This is a genomic window from Rhodococcus sp. MS16 (assembly GCF_013277795.1).
GTDB classification, from domain to species: domain Bacteria; phylum Actinomycetota; class Actinomycetes; order Mycobacteriales; family Mycobacteriaceae; genus Rhodococcus_F; species Rhodococcus_F globerula.
The window spans coordinates 15,105-32,324 of record NZ_VBTM01000020.1; the positions used below are offsets into that span (position 1 = coordinate 15,105).

The 17,220-nt window shown below is 62.5% G+C and carries 11 protein-coding genes and 1 tRNA gene; 8 read left to right on the top strand and 4 right to left on the bottom strand.

Annotated elements, in window-relative coordinates:
• Window positions 1–46 precede the first annotated feature (46 nt).
• Together FEZ60_RS29625 and gltB are read right to left on the bottom strand one after the other, a co-directional pair.
• Window positions 47–1,498 (bottom strand): glutamate synthase subunit beta, encoded by a 1,452-nt coding sequence (locus FEZ60_RS29625; RefSeq protein WP_045066156.1) that lies wholly within the window; start codon window positions 1,496–1,498, stop codon window positions 47–49.
• Complete coding sequence (gene gltB, locus FEZ60_RS29630) at window positions 1,491–6,089, bottom strand: glutamate synthase large subunit (protein ID WP_033235342.1); 4,599 nt, start codon at window positions 6,087–6,089, stop codon at window positions 1,491–1,493. Before gltB ends, FEZ60_RS29625 begins: the two co-directional genes overlap by 8 nt.
• Before the next feature lie 485 nt (window positions 6,090–6,574).
• Here gltB and FEZ60_RS29635 point away from each other — a divergent pair, with 485 nt between their 5' ends.
• On the top strand, window positions 6,575–8,014 hold the full coding sequence (locus FEZ60_RS29635; RefSeq protein WP_172937732.1) for an NAD(P)/FAD-dependent oxidoreductase: 1,440 nt from the start codon (window positions 6,575–6,577) through the stop codon (window positions 8,012–8,014).
• A gap of 57 nt (window positions 8,015–8,071) precedes the next feature.
• Here the strand turns inward: FEZ60_RS29635 and FEZ60_RS29640 are convergent, their stop codons facing one another.
• Complete coding sequence (locus tag FEZ60_RS29640; protein ID WP_172937733.1) at window positions 8,072–8,938, bottom strand: DUF3883 domain-containing protein; 867 nt, start codon at window positions 8,936–8,938, stop codon at window positions 8,072–8,074.
• Between the two features lie 157 nt (window positions 8,939–9,095).
• Between FEZ60_RS29640 and FEZ60_RS29645 the strand changes: the two genes are divergently transcribed.
• Together FEZ60_RS29645 and FEZ60_RS29650 are read left to right on the top strand one after the other, a co-directional pair.
• Window positions 9,096–9,647 (top strand): DUF6226 family protein, encoded by a 552-nt coding sequence (locus FEZ60_RS29645; protein ID WP_172937734.1) that lies wholly within the window; start codon window positions 9,096–9,098, stop codon window positions 9,645–9,647.
• Window positions 9,648–9,744: 97 nt separating this feature from the next.
• Window positions 9,745–10,389: a DNA alkylation repair protein gene (locus FEZ60_RS29650; protein WP_172937764.1), complete on the top strand. Its 645-nt coding sequence runs from the start codon at window positions 9,745–9,747 to the stop codon at window positions 10,387–10,389.
• 66 nt (window positions 10,390–10,455) lie between these two features.
• Here FEZ60_RS29650 and FEZ60_RS29655 read toward each other — a convergent pair.
• Window positions 10,456–10,541: transfer RNA gene (locus FEZ60_RS29655), tRNA-Leu, on the bottom strand.
• Between the two features lie 254 nt (window positions 10,542–10,795).
• On the opposite strand from FEZ60_RS29655, the gene FEZ60_RS29660 reads away from it, so the two are divergent.
• The 5 genes from FEZ60_RS29660 to FEZ60_RS29680 all read left to right on the top strand — a co-directional run bounded on the left by FEZ60_RS29660 (window position 10,796) and on the right by FEZ60_RS29680 (window position 17,217).
• On the top strand, window positions 10,796–12,205 hold the full coding sequence (locus FEZ60_RS29660; RefSeq protein ID WP_141485318.1) for a DUF3662 and FHA domain-containing protein: 1,410 nt from the start codon (window positions 10,796–10,798) through the stop codon (window positions 12,203–12,205).
• A gap of 188 nt (window positions 12,206–12,393) precedes the next feature.
• Complete coding sequence (locus FEZ60_RS29665) at window positions 12,394–12,858, top strand: FHA domain-containing protein (RefSeq protein WP_033235336.1); 465 nt, start codon at window positions 12,394–12,396, stop codon at window positions 12,856–12,858.
• Window positions 12,855–14,303: a PP2C family serine/threonine-protein phosphatase gene (locus tag FEZ60_RS29670; RefSeq protein ID WP_172937735.1), complete on the top strand. Its 1,449-nt coding sequence runs from the start codon at window positions 12,855–12,857 to the stop codon at window positions 14,301–14,303. Before FEZ60_RS29665 ends, FEZ60_RS29670 begins: the two co-directional genes overlap by 4 nt.
• Complete coding sequence (locus FEZ60_RS29675) at window positions 14,303–15,754, top strand: FtsW/RodA/SpoVE family cell cycle protein (protein ID WP_033235334.1); 1,452 nt, start codon at window positions 14,303–14,305, stop codon at window positions 15,752–15,754. The genes FEZ60_RS29670 and FEZ60_RS29675 overlap by 1 nt, the downstream gene beginning before the upstream one ends.
• The gene (locus FEZ60_RS29680; RefSeq protein WP_033235333.1) at window positions 15,751–17,217 is read left to right on the top strand and encodes a penicillin-binding protein 2; all 1,467 of its coding nucleotides are present in this window, start codon (window positions 15,751–15,753) and stop codon (window positions 17,215–17,217) included. Before FEZ60_RS29675 ends, FEZ60_RS29680 begins: the two co-directional genes overlap by 4 nt.
• The last annotated feature ends 3 nt before the right edge of the window (window positions 17,218–17,220 follow it).

Consider the following 17,220-nt stretch of genomic DNA (forward strand, 5'->3'; position numbering starts at 1 on the left):
CACCCCACCGTCGTGGTGGGGTGCGGTTTTGTCTTATCTCGTGCGACTAGCGCTGCGGAGCCGCCGTCGGGAGGATCGGAGCCGGAAGCGCCGTCTCACCTTCGAGGTAGGTGTCCACAGCGGCTGCTGCGGAACGCCCTTCGGCGATGGCCCAGACGATCAGGGACTGACCGCGGCCCATGTCGCCGGCCACGAAGACACCGTCGACGTTGGTGTTCCACTTGGACGTGCGGGCGACGTTGCCACGCTCGTTCAGGTCGACACCGAGATCGGTGAGCAGACCCGGCTTTTCGGGTCCGACGAAGCCCATCGCCAGGAACACGAGGTCGGCTTCGAGCTCGAAGTCCGAGCCCTCGACCTTCTCGAAGCGACCTGACTTCATCTCGACCTCATGGGCCTTGAGGCCGGTGACCTTGCCGTCTTCACCGACAAACTTCTCGGTGTTGACGGAGAACAGACGCTCGCCGCCCTCCTCGTGAGCCGAGGCCACGCGATACATCAACGGGTATGTCGGCCACGGAGTCTGCTCGGCGCGAGTCTCCGGCGGGCGCGGCATGATCTCGAACTGATGGACGCTGGCAGCGCCCTGACGGTGCGAGGTACCGAGGCAGTCGGCTCCGGTGTCGCCGCCACCGATGATGACAACCTTCTTGCCCTTGGCATCGATGGTCGGAGCATCGAGATCACCGAGCTGAACACGGTTGGCGATCGGGAGGTACTCCATAGCCTGGTGGATGCCGTCGAGTTCGCGGCCGGGGATCGGCAGGTCTCGAGCTGCGGTAGCGCCGCCGGCCAGAACCACTGCGTCGAACTGCTCGCGCAGCTCGTCAGCCGTGATGTCCACGCCCACATTGACGTTGGTCTTGAAGACGGTGCCTTCGGCTTCCATCTGCTCGAGACGGCGGTCGATGTGGCGCTTCTCCATCTTGAACTCGGGGATGCCGTAACGCAGCAGGCCACCGATGCGGTCAGCCCGCTCGAAGACCGTCACTGCGTGACCGGCCCGGGTCAGCTGCTGCGCTGCAGCCAGACCGGCCGGACCACTGCCGACAACTGCGACGCGCTTGTTGGTGGAACGAGCGGCGCGAACCGGCTTGACCCATCCCTCGTCGAAGGCCTTGTCGATGATCTCGACCTCGACCTGCTTGATGGTGACCGGATCCTGGTTGATGCCCAGGACACAGGACGCCTCACACGGCGCGGGGCACAGGCGACCGGTGAACTCCGGGAAGTTGTTGGTCGCATGCAGACGCTCGATGGCGTCGTGCCAGTGGTCCTTGTACACCAGGTCGTTCCACTCGGGAATCAAGTTTCCGAGAGGGCAACCATTGTGGCAGAACGGAATTCCACAGTCCATGCAACGGCTGGCCTGGGTCTTGAGGTTTTCCTTCGGGAACTCCTCGTACACCTCTTTCCAGTCGAGCAAGCGCAGTGGAACGGGACGACGGACCGGCAATTCGCGCGAACCGTGCTTCAGGAAACCGCTTGGATCACCCACGAGCTGCCTCCATGATTGCCTCGTCGACGTTTGCGCCGCGGATTTCGGCGTCCTTGATTGCCATCAGTACCTTCTTGTAGTCACGCGGCATCACCTTGGCGAAGTGGGTCACCTGCTGGGACCAGTCCGCGAGGATCCGCGCAGCAACCTCGGAACCTGTTTCGTCGCGGTGCCTTTCGATGACACTCTTGAGCCAGACGTACTCGTCGCCCTCGAGGTCCTCGATGTCCACCAGTTCACTGTTGACGTTGGCTTCGAAATCACGGTCCGGATTGAAGACGAAAGCGACGCCACCGGACATGCCGGCACCGAAGTTACGTCCGGTCTTACCGAGAATGACCACCTTGCCACCGGTCATGTACTCGCAACCATGATCGCCCACACCCTCGACGACGGCAGTGGCGCCGGAGTTACGGACTGCGAAGCGTTCGCCGACGATCCCACGCAGTAGCGCCTCACCGCTGGTGGCGCCGAACAGGATCACGTTGCCACCGATGATGTTGTCCTCGGCGACAAAGCCTTCCGCTGCGTTGAGCGGCGGGCGTACGACAATGCGTCCACCCGAGAGACCCTTGCCGACGAAGTCGTTGGCGTCGCCGTTCAGGCGCAGGGTCATACCGCGGGGCACGAATGCACCGAAGCTGTTACCGGCGGAACCGGTGAACGTGATGTCGATGGTGTTGTCGGGCAAGCCCTCTCCACCGAACGCCTTGGTGACCTCGTGGCCGAGCATGGTGCCGACCGTGCGGTTGACGTTGGTGATCGCGGACTCGAATACGACCGGCTCACCCTTGTCGAGTGCATTGCGAGCCGAGACGATCAGCTGCTGATCGAGCGCCTTGTCGAGGCCGTGATCCTGCGTTCCGGTGCAGTGGACATCCTGATCCATGAACGCGGACTCGACCTGGGTGAGGATCGGCGACAGATCGAGATTGCCTGCCTTGCTTCCCTTCCAGTGATCGAGAGCGCGTGTGGTGTCCAGCATGTCGACCTGGCCGACTGCTTCGAGCAGCGTGCGGAAACCGAGTTCCGCGAGAAGCTCGCGAACCTCTTCGGCGATGAACATGAAGAAGTTCTCGACGAATTCCGGCTTGCCACTGAAACGCTTGCGCAGCACCGGGTTCTGCGTCGCAACACCAACGGGGCAGGTGTCGAGATGGCAGACGCGCATCATGATGCAGCCCGAGACCACCAGCGGTGCGGTGGCGAAACCGAACTCCTCGCCGCCGAGCAGAGCAGCAACAACAACGTCGCGACCCGTCTTGAGCTGGCCGTCGACCTGCACGACGATGCGGTCACGAAGACCGTTGAGCAGCAACGTCTGCTGGGTCTCGGCGAGGCCGAGCTCCCACGGTGCGCCGGCGTGCTTGACGGAGGTCAGCGGGGTGGCACCGGTGCCACCGTCGTGACCGGAGATCAGAACGACGTCGGCATGTGCCTTGGAGACACCGGCCGCGACGGTTCCGACGCCGACCTCGGAGACCAGCTTCACGTGGATGCGGGCCTGCGGGTTGGCGTTCTTCAGGTCGTGGATCAGCTGAGCGAGATCCTCGATCGAGTAGATGTCGTGGTGCGGCGGCGGCGAGATGAGTCCGACGCCAGGCGTGGAGTGCCGAACCTCGGCCACCCACGGGTACACCTTGTGAGCCGGAAGCTGGCCGCCCTCACCGGGCTTGGCTCCCTGCGCCATCTTGATCTGGATGTCGGTGCAGTTGGTCAGGTAGTGCGACGTGACACCGAAGCGTCCCGAAGCGACCTGCTTGATCGCACTGCGACGCGAATCACCGTTCTCGTCCGGCGTGAAGCGTGACGGATGTTCGCCGCCCTCACCGGAATTGGAGCGAGCGCCCAGCCGGTTCATCGCGATGGCGAGGGTCTCGTGAGCCTCGGCGGAGATGGAACCGTAGCTCATCGCACCCGTCGAGAAACGCTTGACGATCTCGCTGGCCGGCTCGACCTCGTCGATCGAGATCGACGGCCGCTTGCCGATGTTGAAGTCGAACAGACCACGCAGAGCCGCAAGGCGCTCCGACTGGTCGTTGACCATGGTCGTGTACTCCTTGAACACCTCGTACTGACCGGTGCGAGTTGCATGCTGGAGCTTGAAGACCGTGTCCGGGTTGAACAGGTGGTACTCGCCCTCACGACGCCACTGGTACTCGCCGCCGACCTCGAGCTCGCGGTGAGCGCGCTCTTCCGGACGATCGAGGTACGCGACGCGGTGACGTGCAGCTACATCGGCTGCGATCTGATCGAGGCCGATACCGCCGAGCTGCGACTGCAGTCCGGTGAAGTACTCGTCCGTCAGCTCCTGCGACAGGCCGATGACCTGGAACAGCTGAGCACCGGTGTACGACGCGAGCGTCGAGATGCCCATCTTGGACATCACCTTCAGGACACCCTTGCCGGCTGCCTTGATGTAGTTGGCGATGCCCTTCTCGAGGGTCAGACCCTCGAGTTCCTTGTTCTGCAGGAACTCGTCGATGGTCTCGAAAGCCATGTACGGGTTGACCGCGGCAGCACCGAAGCCGATCAGGAGCGCCATGTGGTGCACCTCGCGGGCGTCGCCGGCCTCGACGATGAGACCGACCTTGGTGCGCGACTTCTCACGAACCAGGTGGTGGTGAACAGCCGAGGTCAGGAGCAGCGACGGGATCGGTGCGTAATCCTCGGTGGACTCGCGATCCGAGAGCACGACGAGGCGTGCGCCACCCGCGATTGCCTGCGAAACCTGGTACTTGATGCCGTCGAGCGCACGACGGATACCGTCGCCGCCTTCCTTGACGGGGTACAGGCCACGGATGACAACACTGCGGAAGCCGGGGAATTCGCCGTCGTCGTTGACGTGAACAAGCTTCGACAGATCGTCGTTGTGCAGGATCGGCTGCGGGAGCGCGATCTGCTTGCAGGAATCAGCGCTCGGGTGCAGCAGGTCACCCTCGGGGCCGAGTGTGGCACCGAGGCTGGTGACAACCTCTTCACGAATAGCGTCGAGCGGCGGGTTGGTGACCTGAGCGAACAGCTGCGAGAAGTAGTCGAACAGCATCCGCGGGCGTGCGGAGAGCACGGCGATCGGAGTGTCGGTACCCATCGAGCCCAGAGCCTCGGCACCGGAGAGGGCCATCGGCTTGACGAGGAGGTTGACCTCTTCGCTCGTGAAACCGAAGAGCTGCTGACGCAGAACGACACGCTCGTGCGACATGTACGTGTACGGGCGATCCGGCAGATCGTCCATGTGGATCAGACCTTCGTCGATCCACTCCTGGTACGGATGCTCGGCAGCGAGTTCCGACTTCAGTTCGTCGTCGCTGATGATCCGGCCCTGAGCCGTGTCCACGAGGAACATGCGGCCGGGCTGGAGGCGGACCTTCTTGACCACGGTGGACGGATCGATCGGCAGAACGCCGACCTCCGACGCCATGACAACAAGGCCGTCCTCGGTGATCCACAGACGCGACGGACGCAGACCGTTGCGGTCCAGCACTGCGCCGATGACGGTGCCGTCGGTGAAGCACACCGACGCCGGTCCGTCCCAAGGCTCCATGAGAGCCGAGTGGTACTCGTAGAACGCCCGACGAGCGGGGTCCATGCTCTCGTGCTTCTCCCAGGCTTCCGGGATCATCATGAGAACTGCGTGCGGCAGGCTGCGGCCGGCGAGGTGCAGCATCTCGAGCACCTCGTCGAAACGAGCGGTGTCGGATGCGCCCTGGGTGCAGATCGGGAAGATCTTCTCGAGGTTCTCGCGGCCACCGAAGACGTCGCTGTCGATGAGGGACTCGCGAGCGCGCATCCAGTTCTCGTTGCCGGTGACCGTGTTGATCTCACCGTTGTGAGCGACCCGACGGAACGGGTGCGCCAGCGGCCACGACGGGAACGTGTTGGTGGAGAAGCGCGAGTGGACGAGGCCCAGCGCGCTCTCGACACGATCGTCCTGCAGATCCAGGTAGAAACCCTTGAGCTGCGGGGTGGTGAGCATGCCCTTGTATACGAAGGTCTGGCCGGAGAGGCTGGGGAAGTACACCGTCTCGCTACCCGGGCCGCCCTTGCCTGCGCCCGCGCTGCCGAGCTCGTGCTCGGTGCGCTTTCGCACGACGTAAGCACGACGCTCCAGGTCCATGCCGGTGAACTTGTCACCCTCGGAACCGATAAAGATCTGACGGAACGTCGGCATCGCGTCGCGCGCCAATGCGCCGAGCGACGAGTCGTCGGTTCCGACCTCACGCCAACCGAGAACCGTCAGGCCCTCTTCGACGACGATCTTCTCGACCGCGGCAGCAGCCTCGTGAGCTTCGGCGTCGCCCTGGGGCAGGAATGCGATACCCGTTGCGTACGCGCCTTCGGCGGGCAGCGAGAAGTCCACGACAGCTCGGAAGAACTTGTCGGGAACCTGCAGCAGGATGCCTGCGCCGTCACCCGTGTTGGGTTCGGATCCGGCAGCGCCGCGGTGCTCGAGGTTCACCAGAGCGGTAATCGCCTTTTCGACGATGTCGCGACTGCGGCGACCCTTCATGTCGACAACAAATGCGACTCCACAGGAGTCGTGCTCATTGGACGGGTGATAGAGGCCCTGGGGGCCTGGAAGTTGCTTCATACCCAGCCTTCGTATGCCATAAATATGCACCGACGACCAGCAACGCTGATGGTCATCAACTTGCAATGCAAGTTCGTAAGCACCGGCACGACGATGTGTCCGGCACAGTCGGTTGAAACTTCTGCGAGTCAACCGTGTAACGAAAACGATAATTCAGAACCCCAGCATGCGCGCAACTAAGGTAGCCCTATATTTGCTCTGAACTGCGGCGATGCAGGACGCCCGAGAGCGCCTCGGAAAGATTCAGGGCTGCGTTCGTGCAGAAAAGTTCCGCTTCACAGGATACCGAATCCCCAGGCAACCGGCCTAAAAGTGCGACAAATGCAACAACTGGCCGCAGCGATAAAGATCAGCTGCGGCCAGTGTGTCTGAAACTGTAGCAAAAGTTGATCGATCAACCAAGGGCTGCTGCGGCATCAATTGTTAACGGAATCTCATTCGTGTGATTTCCCTACGCTCCCTGCGATTTCCGTACGCTCAGCCGCATGACAACAGCGGTGGTCGTGGGCAGCGGCCCCAACGGACTGGCAGCGGCAATCGAACTCGCCCGACACGGTATCGCGGTCCACGTCATCGAAGGCGCCGACAAGATCGGCGGCGGCACCCGCAGCAGTGAATACATTGTCGACGGACTCATCCACGACGACTGCGCGGGCTTCCATCCCACCGCGCTGGCATCACCGTTCTTCCGCGGACTCGACCGGGAATTCGGTTTCGCCGATCACGGATTGGAATGGCTCTGGCCCGAAATCGATCTGGTCCATCCACTCGACGACGGGACCGCCGGGGTTCTGTGGCGCGATATCGACCGAACTGCCGACGAGATGGGCGTCGACGGTAAGCGGTGGCGCTCGGTATTCGGGTATCTGTCGGAGCACTTCGACGCGTTGGTCGAGGACGTCTTTCAACCAATCGTCCATATCCCGAAACACCCGCTGATACTGGCCAGGTTCGGCGCCGGCGCGATTCTCCCCGCAGCTGGTTTCGCACGTATGTGGAAGACCCCACAGGCCCGGGCGCTGTTCGGTGGCAGCGCCGCGCACATGTTCGGTGCGCTGACTACCCCACTGTCCAGTGCGGGCGGACTCATGCTCACCGCAGGCGCCCACGCACACGGCTGGCCAGTCGCCCGCGGCGGCTCCGGCTCTATTGCCGCTGCTCTGACCTCCATTCTGCGCAGCCTCGGCGGCACCGTCGAAACCGGAAACCGGGTCACCGACTTCTCCTCGTTGGCCGGCTACGACATCGTGATGCTCGACCTCGCACCCGACGCCGCCGCTCGACTCCTCGACGGCCATCAGCCCGATCGAATTGCGCGGGCCTACCGCAAGTACCGCTACGGACCCGCCGCCTACAAAGTCGACTACGCCGTGCGCGGCGACTCCGACGGAAGCGTCGTACCGTGGACGAATCCACACGCCCGAAAAGCCGGCGCCTTGCATCTCGCCGGATCGATGCCGGAAATCGCCGCCGTCGAACGTCAGACCGCCCAGGGTGAAATGCCCTCAGCACCATTCATTCTCGTGGGTCAGCAGTTCCTGGCCGACCCATCACGATCAGTGGGAGACATCCACCCACTCTGGTCGTATGCACATGTCCCGCATGGATATTCGGGTGATGTCACCGAGTCCGTCACTCGGCAGATCGAACGCTTCGCACCCGGTTTCCGGGACCGGATCGTCGGCGTGCATGTTCGCAACGTCCCGCAGATGGAGGCCTACAACCCCAATTACGTCGGCGGGGACATTTCTGCCGGAGCAAACACACCGAGGCAGCTCATCGCCCGCCCCAGGTTCGGGTTGGATCCTTATGCCACCGGAGTTCCTGGTGCCTTCCTCTGCTCGTCCGCAACTCCCCCGAGCGGCGGCGTCCACGGGATGTGCGGCTACAACGCGGCGCAGTCGGCGCTGAAGACCAGGAGCTGAAGCGTCCCCGCGGGGACGCTTTTTCGGACAAATGCCTCGCCACAAGACGGTGATTACCTAGTCGTCCGGACACCACTTCAGTGTCACAGGCGTCAGCTCACCCGATTCGGGATCGAAAGGGATTATGCGGAAATATCCTGAGTTCTGATCAACCTCGTCGTCATCGTTGAATTTGATTCCCGACCAAATACCCATCATCGTCGAACCTGCGTGGGCGAGCGCATGTTCGACTTCGCGCTGGGTCACCAGAACGGCAGCGCCAAGAGTCTGTGTGCCTTTGGCTTCCAAGTACAGCAGCTTTCCGCCCTTTTCGGCCGTCGCATCGAAGGGACTACCAAGCCTGGTATCCGTTATCTTCCAGCCCCGCGAACGATAGTGCTCCATCAGGCGGTCTTGTGCAGCATCTTCGATCTTCTTCCGGAGCACCGGGTCCTGCAGTCGCCCCTGAGCTGCCCCTCTACCCAAGCGGCCTTCCGCCTCGACATCAAGGCTGTCCCGGTGTGCAACCCACAACATTTCGAGATCCAACGCTGCGTTCGCCGCCAGCATGATGCCGCCGCCCTGAGGCCGCCAATGCTGCTCAGGCATAGCCTCTTCCAAGGCCTCAGTCGGCAACAGATCTTCGACTGCGAGGACTACATCCCACCGCAGGTCGACATAGTTTGCCGGACGCGCGGAACCATCCCAATGCTTACTCTCGTAAATTTCGCTGGTCACTTTTCCGCTGGCAACTATTCCTCGTCCCTTAGTTCCCTGACGAAGCAGGAAGACCCGGTCACCTGGGCTCACCCCACCCTTTCGCACACCGGTAGACCAGCTGTCCTTGACCTTTACGCGTTTGACTGTTTGGTCGATGGCATCGAGATAGGCGGCACCCCAATCCCATTGATCCGGATTCCATGTAACGATCAATGCAGCATGCATGGCCGATACCTCCTACGCAGACTGGTCCGTACCAAGATCGTAGGGTTCGGTCGCACTTCGGGTTCGACTACAAGCAGTATCCGTCTGAATTGCGTAGATTCTGATCGAAACGTCCCTGCGGGGACGTCTTTTCGGACAAAGCGGGAGGGCTACAACGTTGGACGATCCACCCGAAGAGGCATACGGGCGCGTCACGAACCCGGAACGGTTTGCTCCGTTGATATCGGCTGCCGAAGAGTTGATCCGCGATCTGGTATCCAGGTTCGACGTGACGATTTCCCGCGGTCCGGCGGCACCGTCGAAGTCTAAGACCGTCGCGACGTTGGAGTCTGTACAGATAACTCCAGTTCACGTGGACCAGGCACAGCTCGCGATCACCTTCACGTCGTTTCCCGGGTTGTATCTCGACGTCGGTGCGTGGCAGCACATCGCGCTCCCCTCCTGCGGATGCGACGCGTGCAGTGAGGACGCAGAATCCACCTTGCGGGAGTTGGCTGAATACTCCGAAGCGCTGACTGCTGGGCAACTCTCCGAACGCATCACCGGCAATCTTCGGCCAGTGCTCGAACATTCCTGGGACGGCAACGGCTGGAGTCGTAGCGGCAAGACGCCTTTGTCCAGGGAACGAGCCGCTGAGCTTCGGGCCGCACCGGTGCAACCGCCGGCAGATGGCCGTTGGATGCCGTGGTCGACGACACTGCCCTCCTGACGACACTGCCCTCCTAGACTGAAATCTCAGACGCGAAGGACAGGAGGCCGAGGTGGCCGATAAAACCGGGGTAGCCGCTACAACAGTGGCCGAGGTGATGGCCGAATTGGCCGCGCTCGAGGATCCGAAGGTCCGCGCGGTGAACGAGAAGCACGGCGACGATCACGGCGTGAACCTCACCAAATTGCGTGCCCTCGCGAAGCGGCTGAAGACGCAGCAGGAACTCGCACAACAGCTTTGGAAGACGGATGACACCGCGGCTCGCTTGTTGGCGATCCTGATCTGCCGTCCGAAGGCGTTCGACCGCGACGAGTTGGACGCAATGTTGCGCGAGGCGCGCGCGCCGAAGGTTCACGACTGGCTTGTGAACTATGTAGTGAAAAAGAACCCGCACGCCGAAGAGCTTCGCCTGGCTTGGTCAGGCGATTCGGATCCAGTGGTCGCGAGCGCCGGTTGGGCACTGACCACCGAGCGCGTGGCGAAGAAACCCGAGGGCCTCGACCTAGCGCGTCTGCTCGACGTCATCGAGGCGGAGATGAAGGACGCCCCCGATCGCTTGCAGTGGGCGATGAACCACACCCTGGCTCAGATCGGGATCGAGCACGCCGAGTACCGGGCGCGGGCAATCGACATCGGTGAACGACTGCGGGTACTCGAGGATTACCCGACTCCCCCGAACTGCACATCTCCGTTTGCACCCATCTGGATCAACGAGATGGTCCGACGACAGAACAACGCGTAATTTCCGGACTACCTCAACCAACAAAAAACGAGGCCACAAACTCGAAAGAGTTTGTGGCCTCGTCTGTGGTGGGCGAAGGGGGACTTGAACCCCCACGTCCCTAAGGACACTGGCACCTGAAGCCAGCGCGTCTGCCATTCCGCCACTCGCCCGAGCAACGTCGAAACATTATCACGACAACATTTGAAACTTCTATTCGTACTGGTCACGGCATGAAACGAAGAACACAGGGTACTTCAGTGGGAGGAACCGATATCATGCAGGAACCAGAGGCAGATACTGCCGAACAGCCGTTTGACAGTACCGTGGAACCTGACAGTAGTTCGAACGACACGCGAGTGGGCGATGCCGGCGCTAGTTGCCGAGCATTTTTCCACCGGGAAATGCGAAGCGAGAGGAGACCCCGATGGGCATCGTTCAGCGTTTTGAGCGAAAGCTTCAAGGAGCTGTCGGCGACGCATTCGCACGTGTCTTCGGCGGCGGCGTCGTACCGCAAGAAGTAGAGGCTGCGCTCCAACAGGAAGCGCGCGACCGCGTCGAGCACCTCGGCGGCGGAATTCTCCTTGCCCCCAACCACTATGTGATCACGATCAACAATTCGGATCACGAGGAGTTGGCGGCCGACCGCGACCTCACTATCAAGGCTTTCAGCCGGCATCTGCAGGATTTCATCCGAGATCAGGGCTGGCAGACGTATGGCGATATTTCGGTGACTTTCGAGCCCTCGCCTACATTGCATACCGGTCAGTTCCGCACCCGCGGCACTGTCGACCCGGACGACGATGCCGACCAAGCATCGCCCCGGTCCAATGTTCCGCAGGTATCGTCTCGACCGCCACAATCACCTGCACCTATTGTTCCCCCTGTTTCGAATCCAGTCCCGTCACAACCAGGAGCCGGCACCATGACGCAGAACTCAGGCTACGAGTCCAGCCGCGAACCGGCTGGTCGCCAGCCCGATCAGCAGCCGGCGCGCAACGGATACTCACACGACGACGGCAACTACCCCGCACCACGGGGCCAGGAAGCGCCGCCTCAGAACGGGTACGACCGCGGCGACGGTTACCGCACCGGTGACGATCAGCCGCAGCAGGCGCCCTACGACCAGGGTGGATACAACCAGCAGGGCTACCAGCAGCAGCCGTACAACAACAACCAGCAGGCGTACCAAGGCAGCTACGACCAGCAGGGTTACCAGCAGCAGCCGTACGACGCTCAGCAGGGCGGCTACCAGCAGCCTGCCTACGATCAGCAGTCCTACGACCAGGGCGGTTACAACCAGCAGGCGTACCAGGGTGGTTACGACCAGCAGGGTTACCAGCAGCAGCCGTACGACGCCCAGTCTTACGATCAGGGCAGCTACGACCAGCAGGGTTACCAGCAGCAGCCGTACGACGCTCAGTCTTACGATCAGGGCAGCTACGACCAGCAGGCATACAACAATCAGGGCGGCAACTACGACCAGACACAGTCGTACGCCCAGCAGGGTTACAACCAGGGTGGTTACGCGCCCGCAGCCCCGCAGGCTGCTGTGACGGCAACCCTCCAGCTCGAGGACGGCAGTGGACGCCACTTCCAGCTCCGCGATGGCAGCAACATCATCGGCCGCGGCCAGGAAGCACAGTTCCGTCTTCCCGACACCGGTGTTTCACGTCGTCACATCGACATCCGCTGGGACGGCCGGACGGCAATGCTGTCCGATCTCGGTTCCACGAACGGCACCACAGTTAACGGGGCGCCGGTTCAGGACTGGCAACTCGCCGACGGCGACATCATTCGCGCTGGTCACTCCGAGATCTTGGTCCGTATCCTCTGAGTGTGACGAAGGTTGCTGGCGAATATTCCGATAACAATCGAACATAGGGCGGTCCGTCGGCGCGCCTCCGGCACTCCATGTCAGTATCGTGATCTTTCGGGGCCCCGTGCCCCATATGATGCTGCCAGTCGACAACGCTCGAACCCTTGCTGCGGCGGGGATCGAGCCATAGAAGGAGGTGGACAGCCGTGCAGGGCCTGATTCTGCAACTCACACGGGCAGGCTTTCTGCTCCTCTTGTGGCTGTTCGTCTGGGCAGTCCTGCGCACGCTGCGGTCGGATATCTACGCCGGCTCCGGAGTGCGTGTTCCTCAGCGGTACACACGCGCCGGGAAAGTCCTCCCCTCCCTCGGTAAAACGAAGGTGCCTCGCTATCTGGTCGTCACACAGGGCGCTCTCGCCGGCACTCGCATCACGTTGGGTTCGCAACCCGTCATGATCGGTCGCGCCGACGATTCCACGCTGGTCCTGACCGATGACTACGCGTCGACGCGCCATGCGCGGCTCTCCCAACGCGGGGCCGACTGGTACGTCGAAGATCTTGGTTCCACCAACGGCACTTACCTGGACCGCGCCAAGGTCACCACGGCTGTGCGGGTCCCGTTGGGTACCCCGGTCCGTGTCGGCAAGACGGTAATCGAGTTACGCCCGTGACCCTTGTTCTCCGCTACGCGGCGCGCAGCGACCGTGGTCTGGTGCGCTCCAACAACGAAGATTCCGTGTACGCGGGCGCTCGCCTCCTGGCTCTGGCCGACGGTATGGGCGGCCACGCGGCCGGTGAAGTTGCGTCGCAGCTGATGATCGCGGCACTTGCCCATCTCGACGACGACGAGCCCGGCGAGGATCTGCTCGGCAAGCTAGAGGCGGCAACGCGTGAGGGCAACGACTCCATTGCCGATCATGTCGAGGAAGAACCTGAACTCGACGGCATGGGGACAACGCTCACCGCGATTCTCTTCTCGGGCAGCAAGCTCGGCCTGGTGCATATCGGTGACTCGCGCGCGTATCTGCTGCGCGACAACCATCTGACGCAGATCACCCGCGACGACACTTTTGTTCAGTCCTTGGTCGACGAGGGCCGGATCACTGCAGAGCAGGCACACACTCACCCGCAGCGGTCGCTGATCATGCGCGCGCTGACGGGCAACGAGATCGAGCCGACGCTCACCATGCGCGAAGCCCGCGCCGGCGATCGTTATCTCCTGTGCTCCGACGGATTGTCCGACGTGGTCAGCGACGAAACCATCGAGAACACGATGCGCGAGGGCTCGCAGGAAGAGTGCGCGGACCGACTCATCGAGTTGGCCCTGCGCAGCGGCGGTCCGGACAACGTCACCGTCGTCGTGGCCGACGTCATCGACCTCGATTACGGACAGTCACGTCCCATCGTCGCGGGCGCCGCGTCCACCGAGGAAGAAGAGTTCACTCCTCCTCCCAATACCGCTGCCGGACGCGCTGCCGCTATGCGTCCACCACGCGCGACACCCAAACGTGTTGTTTCCCAGCCTGAACCCGAGCCGAAGAAGAAGCGGAACCGGTTGTGGTGGGTGGTTATCGCCGTTGTGCTGCTCGCGGTGATCGGAGTTGGCGCCGTCATCGGACGCACCGTTATCCGCAACAACTACTACGTCGGCGCCGACGAGGGCCGCGTCACGGTGCTGCGCGGAATTCCCGGTTCCGTCCTCGGTTACTCGCTGCAGGAAGCTGACCTGATCGGGTGCGTCGGCGACGACGACGTCCTGACGCTTGTCTCCCCGAACGAGATCCCGAGCGATTGCAACGTCCTCGAGGTGACCGATCTGCAACCGTCGGCGCAGGAACAGGTCAGGGCCGGGCTGCCGTCTGGCAATCGTACGGACGCGCAGAGCCAGATGATCCGGCTCATCGGCGGCGACCTTCTGCCTCGTTGTGAATCGATTCCGTCCACCACGACTTCGGCGACTCCGACGCCGCCGCCGGTGGGAACAGCGGTGGTTCCGACTACCGAAGCGCCGCCGCCACCGGTAGAGCCTGTGCCTCCCGTGGCAACAACCACCACTCCGACACCGGCACCGACCCCGACCGGAATTCCCGGTCAGACTTGCAGGACGGTCAACTGATGTCGTCCAACGCCACTGCTGGGACGGCTTTTCCGAGCCCGCCCGGAGGTTTTGCTCCGGCGCCGGTCCAGTCCACTCGGCGCAACATGGAACTGATGCTGCTCGGGTTTGCCGTCATCATCACCACGGTGTCACTGCTGCTGGTGGAGGCAAGCCAGGAGCAGAAGATCACTCTGGATCTGGCGAAGTACGCGCTCGCGTACACGGGTCTGTTCCTGATTGCACACTTGGCGATCAGGCGATATGCGCCGTACGCGGATCCGTTGCTGTTGCCGATCGTGGCATTGCTCAACGGCCTCGGCCTGGTCCTGATTCACCGTCTGGACCTGGCCGACCAACAGACTGCGCTGTACAACGGCGTCGAAGCGCCATCGCCGGACGCTAACCAGCAGGTCATGTGGACGGCCCTGGCGATTGCGGGTTTTGTTCTGCTGCTGGTGTTCTTGAGGGACTACCGGTTGATGGCCCGGTTCAGCTACACGCTGGGTCTGGCCGGACTGGTGTTTTTGGCGATCCCGGCAATCCTGCCGGCGAAGTTCTCGAGCGTGAACGGCGCGAAGATCTGGATTCGTCTGCCCGGATTCAGCATTCAGCCTGGTGAGTTCGCCAAGATCCTGCTGATCATCTTCTTTGCGTCGGTCCTGGTTGCCAAGCGCGATCTGTTCACCACGGCCGGCAAGCACTTCCTCGGCATGGACTTTCCGCGTGCCCGCGATCTCGGTCCGATCCTGCTCGCCTGGATCGTGTCCGTCGGGGTGCTCGTGTTCGAGACCGACCTCGGTACGTCGTTGCTGCTGTTCAGCACGGTGCTGGTGATGCTGTACATCGCCACCGAGCGCGTGGGGTGGCTCGTGATCGGTGGCGGACTGCTCGCCATCGGATTCTTCTTCGCCTACAAGATGTTCGGCCACGTCCGCGTGCGCGTCGACACGTGGCTCGATCCGCTCGGCGACTACGCCAATACCGGCTATCAGATTTCGCAGTCGCTGTTCGGCCTGGCCACGGGCGGTATCGCCGGTACAGGCTTGGGCAGTGGCCGGCCCAATCAGGTGCCGTTCGCCAAGACCGACTTCATCATCGCGACCATCGGCGAAGAGTTGGGGCTCATCGGCCTCGCTGCTGTCTTGATGTTGTTCCTGATCCTGATCGTTCGTGGCCTGCGCACGGCACTGGCCGTGCGTGACAGCTTCGGCAAGCTGCTTGCCGCCGGCTTGTCGTTCACCATCGCGATCCAGATCTTTGTCGTCGTCGGCGGCGTCACCAAGCTGATTCCGCTCACAGGTTTGACGACGCCTTTCATGTCGTACGGCGGTTCGTCGCTTCTCGCGAACTACCTCCTGATGGCCATCCTCATCCGAATCTCCGACGCAGCCCGCGCGCCGGTAGTTGCCAAGAAGAAGGGTCCGCCCCCTATCGCCGACGCCAATACCGAGATGATGCCGCGCGTATGAACATTCCCCTACGCCGCGTCGCGATGGCCGTCATGTTGATGGTTGTCGCACTCCTCGCCAACGCGACTTACGTTCAGGTCATCAAAGCCGATGACCTGCGGGCCGACCCCCGCAACTCGCGGGTGCTGCTCGACGAGTACTCACGCCAGCGCGGTCAGATCTCCGCTGCCGGTCAGGTACTGGCCTCGTCCAGCATCACCGAGGATCGGTACAAGTACCTGCGCGAATACCCCAATCCGTACCCGTACGCGCCGGTGACCGGCTTCTACTCGATGCAGTACGGCAGCACCGGCCTCGAGCGCACCGAAGATCCGATCCTCAACGGTTCGGACAACCGGTTGTTCAGCCAGCGATTCTTCGATCTGGTGTCCGGTCGCGATCCGCGCGGCGGAAACGTCGTGACAACTCTCAATCCGGCAATGCAGCAGGTTGCCTACGACCAGTTGACCAGCAAGGGCTACACCGGTTCCGTCGTTGCGATCGAGCCGAGCACCGGCCGAATCCTGAGCATGGTGAGCACACCGAGCTACGACCCGAACCTGCTTGCGGGCCACGACGGCGCCGAGACGACAAAAGCGTGGGACGAACTGAACGCTGACCCAGCCGATCCGTTGGTGAACCGGGCGATTTCCCAGACCTACCCGCCCGGCTCGACGTTCAAGGTGATCACCACCTCGGCTGCGCTCACGAACGGTGCTACCCCGGAGGATCAGTTGACTGCGGCGCCGCAGATCACGCTGCCCGGAACCAGCACCACGCTCGAGAACTACAACGGAAGCACCTGCGGATCCAATCCGACGGCGTCGCTGCGTGACGCGTTTGCGCGTTCCTGCAACACCGCATTCGTCGAGCTGGGTATCAAGGACGGCGCCGACGCCATCAAGGACGAGGCCAAGGCATTCGGCATCGGCCCCAACACTCCCGCCATCCCGTTGTCGGTCGCAGACAGCACCGTCGGCGACATCCCCGACGACGCGGCCCTCGGACAGACCAGTATCGGTCAACGCGACGTCGCTGTGACGCCGCTCGAGAATGCCGTGATCGCCGCGACCGTCGCCAACGGTGGTGTGCGGATGGCTCCCAATCTGATTTCCCAACTGCAGGCACCGGACCTGACCGAGCTCAGTGCACCGGCCCCGGTATCGATGGGCCAGGCGATTTCACCGACGGTGGCGGCAACTCTGACCGATCTGATGATCGGCTCGGAGAACTTCACCGGCGGCGAGGGCAAGATCCCCGGCGTCCAGATCGCATCCAAGACAGGCACCGCCGAGCATGGCGTGAATCCGCGCGAAACACCGCCGCATGCCTGGTACATCGCGTTTGCACCGGCTCAGAATCCGACGGTTGCAGTCGCCGTCATCGTCGAGAACGGTGGCGACCGCGGACTTGCCGCTACCGGTGGCTCGGTGGCTGCACCGATCGGTCGAGCAGTTATCGCAGCCGGAATACAAGGGGGCTGAACC